The sequence below is a fragment of the Mycobacterium sp. genome, from assembly GCF_032162605.1.
In the GTDB taxonomy this organism is placed as follows: domain Bacteria; phylum Actinomycetota; class Actinomycetes; order Mycobacteriales; family Mycobacteriaceae; genus Mycobacterium.
The window spans coordinates 1-2,947 of the sequence record NZ_JAVROT010000320.1 but is presented as its reverse complement, the minus strand read 5'-3'; the positions used below and the strand labels follow the sequence as shown (position 1 = coordinate 2,947).

The window sequence follows — 2,947 nt, the reverse complement described above, 5'->3', positions numbered from 1 at the left end:
TCTATATTTGCGGCTTTTGCATTTGAATTGCGCACCGTCGCGAATAATAGAATGGCACCGTATCCTTTGCCAAGACAGGGAAGGCAGACATGCCCCAGGACACGCAACGCGGAGGCGACGAGCGGCGACCCAGGCGCACCCCCAGTGCCGGCGCGCCACGAAGAGGTTCCGGGACAGGCGACGGTCGCGGCGCGCCGCCTCGTTCGTCAGGGCCGGATCGGGCGCGACGCACGCAACCGCAGTCCGACGGCGCAGGTTCGGACAAGAACGCGCCGCCGATTCCGGCTGACATCGAGGCCAAGCAGTTGGCTCCGGACGTCCGCGGCGAGCTGATGACACTCGACAAGGCCACCGCGGATTACGTGGCGAAGCACCTGGTCGCGGCCGGCGAGCTGCTCGAAGATGATCCCGAGCTGGCTTTGAAGCACGCGCAGGCAGCGCGAACGCGGTCTGGGCGCATCTCGGCCGTGCGTGAGGCGGTTGGTATCGCTGCCTATCACTGCGGCGACTGGGCGCAGGCACTCTCGGAGTTGCGCGCCGCCCGCCGCATGGGCAGCAAGTCACCGCTTCTGCCACTCGTCGCTGACTGTGAACGAGGCGTCGGGCGCCCGCAGCGCGCGATCGACCTCTCCCGCACCCCGGAGGCCGAGCAGCTGACCGGCGATGACGCCGACGAACTCCGCATCGTCGTGGCCGGTGCTCGCTCCGATCTCGGCCAGCACGAACAGGCCCTCTCAGCACTCTCCACGCCGGCGCTCGATCCCACGCGTACCGGGTTGACCGCAGCACGCTTGTTCTACGCCTACGCGGACACGCTGCTCGTCCTCGGGCGCAACGACGAGGCGCTGCAATGGTTCATGAGGGCCGCGGCGGCCGACCTCGACGGTCAGACCGATGCCGAAGAGCGGATCGCGGAGTTCAGCTGACGTGACGACACTCGTGCAGGAACACGACTGCCTGCTGCTCGACCTCGACGGCACCGTCTTCCGGGGACAGCAGCCCACCGAAGGTTCGGTCGAGACCCTGGCCGCCGTCGAGGCGAGGACGCTGTTCGTGACGAACAACGCGTCCAAGCGACCGACTGACGTGGCCAAGAACCTGGTGGCGATGGGATTCGTCGCCGTCGCCGCCGACGTCGTCACCAGCGCGCAGAGCGCCGCACGTCTGTTGGCAGCCCAAATCGGTTCCGGCTCAGCGGTTCTGGTGATCGGCACCGAAGCCCTAGCCGACGAAGTATGCAACGTCGGCCTGCGGCCCGTCCGCAAGTTCGCCGACGAGCCGGTGGCGGTGGTGCAGGGGCACTCGCCCGAGACGGGCTGGGCCGACCTCGCGGAGGCGGCACTGGCGATCCGGGCCGGCGCGCTGTGGGTCGCCGCCAACGTCGATCGCACGCTGCCGTCCGAGCTCGGGCTGTTGCCCGGCAACGGCGCGATGGTCGCAGCACTGGAGACGGCGACCGACCAACGGCCGCAAGTGGCGGGCAAGCCCCAGCCGCCGCTCCTGTTGGACGCCCTCGCTCGCGGTCAGTTCGAACGACCGCTGGTCGTCGGCGACCGGCTGGACACCGACATCTCGGGCGCCAACGCCACCGGGTTGCCCAGCCTGCTGGTGCTCACCGGCGTGAGCACGGCCGCTGACATGGTCCACGCCGCCGCGGCCGAGCGACCCCGCTACGTCGCCCCGGATCTGCGCGCGCTTTTCGCAGACAGCGACACCCTGCGGATCGCGCCGCATCCCGCGTGGCGCGTCGAGGTCGGACCCGACGCCGCAACGGTGCACTGGACCGGCGAAGACGCCGGAGACCCGCTGACCGTCGTCCGTGCCGTCGCGAGCACGGTGTGGGACTCGAGCCTGGACTGTCGGGCATTCGACGTCGTCGGGGCAGACGACACGGCGCGGCAGGCGCTGGACCGCTGCTCACTGGTGCGGGCCGCCGATCGGCTAGCGTGATCAGTGAGATGACGACCGATCCCGACCAGATCCGCGCGCAGGTCGCGGCCTTGCTCGCCGAGCTGCCGGACCCGAACGCAGCAGATGCCGAACACGTCGACGTGGAGCGCGTCGCGGCACGCCTGGAAGAGGCACACGACCTGCTGGTCCTGGCGCTGGAATCGGTTGAGAGGTAAGCACACGTGACTCGGCGCGCTCGCGTTGATGCCGAGCTGGTCCGACGTGGTCTGGCGCGGTCCCGTCAGCAGGCGGCAGAGTTGATCGGGGCAGGTCGGGTCAGCATCGACGGCATGCCCGCGGCCAAGCCCGCGACGGCCGTCGCCGTCGACGCGCGGCTCACCGTCACCGGAGCGGAACGCAGTTGGGTGTCGCGCGGCGCCCACAAACTCATCGGTGCGCTGGACGCCTTCGGCGTGGTGGTCGAGAGCAGGCGCTGCCTGGACGCGGGGGCGTCCACGGGCGGTTTCACCGAGGTGCTGCTGGACCGCGGTGCCCGCGAGGTCGTCGCAGCCGATGTCGGGTACGGCCAGCTGGCGTGGTCGTTGCGGTCGGACTCCCGCGTCACGGTCATGGAGCGCACCAACGTCCGCGGGCTGACCTTCGAGACAATCGGCGGACCGGTCGACCTGGTGGTGGCAGATCTGTCGTTCATCGCCCTGGCGACCGTGTTGCCCGCTCTCGTGTCATGCGCGTCGCCGGTCGCCGATATCGTTCCCATGGTGAAACCACAGTTCGAAGTCGGCAAGGGCCGCGTCGGGCCGGGTGGGGTCGTGTCGGATCCAGGAGTCAGGGCCGACGCGGTCCTCTCGGTCGCGCGCAGGGCCGCCGAACTGGGCTGGCAGACGGTCGATGTCACGTCGAGTCCGCTGCCGGGTCCGTCCGGGAACGTCGAGTTCTTTCTGCGTCTTCGGGCGCGGACCGATCATCCACTCCGCGGCGCGCCGCTGGAGGACGCCGTGCGACGCGCCATCGAAGAGGGACCCCAATGACCTCCGAA

General features: G+C 69.6%; 4 protein-coding genes. All 4 read left to right on the top strand.

What is annotated here, in order from left to right; translation table 11 throughout:
• The first annotated feature begins 89 nt into the window (after window positions 1-89).
• From QOI01_RS18420 to QOI01_RS18405, 4 genes are read left to right on the top strand one after another with little or no spacing between them, the layout of a single operon-like run.
• Entirely contained in the window at window positions 90-926 is an 837-nt protein-coding gene (locus QOI01_RS18420) for a tetratricopeptide repeat protein (protein WP_526383431.1), read from the top strand.
• Window position 927: 1 nt separating this feature from the next.
• Window positions 928-1,950 carry an HAD-IIA family hydrolase gene (locus QOI01_RS18415; protein ID WP_526383429.1) on the top strand — a complete coding sequence of 341 codons (1,023 nt, stop codon included), beginning with the start codon at window positions 928-930 and terminating at the stop codon, window positions 1,948-1,950.
• 8 nt (window positions 1,951-1,958) lie between these two features.
• Entirely contained in the window at window positions 1,959-2,126 is a 168-nt protein-coding gene (locus tag QOI01_RS18410) for a hypothetical protein (protein WP_526383427.1), read from the top strand.
• 6 nt (window positions 2,127-2,132) lie between these two features.
• Window positions 2,133-2,939: a TlyA family RNA methyltransferase gene (locus tag QOI01_RS18405; RefSeq protein WP_526383425.1), complete on the top strand. Its 807-nt coding sequence runs from the start codon at window positions 2,133-2,135 to the stop codon at window positions 2,937-2,939.
• The last annotated feature ends 8 nt before the right edge of the window (window positions 2,940-2,947 follow it).

Bases quoted from the DNA above. Each gene is read 5' to 3' on its own strand.
- QOI01_RS18420 (WP_526383431.1), top strand. From the start codon at position 90: ATGCCCCAGGACACGCAACGCGGAGGCGACGAGCGGCGACCCAGGCGC.
- QOI01_RS18410 (WP_526383427.1), top strand. From the start codon at position 1,959: ATGACGACCGATCCCGACCAGATCCGCGCGCAGGTCGCGGCCTTGCTC.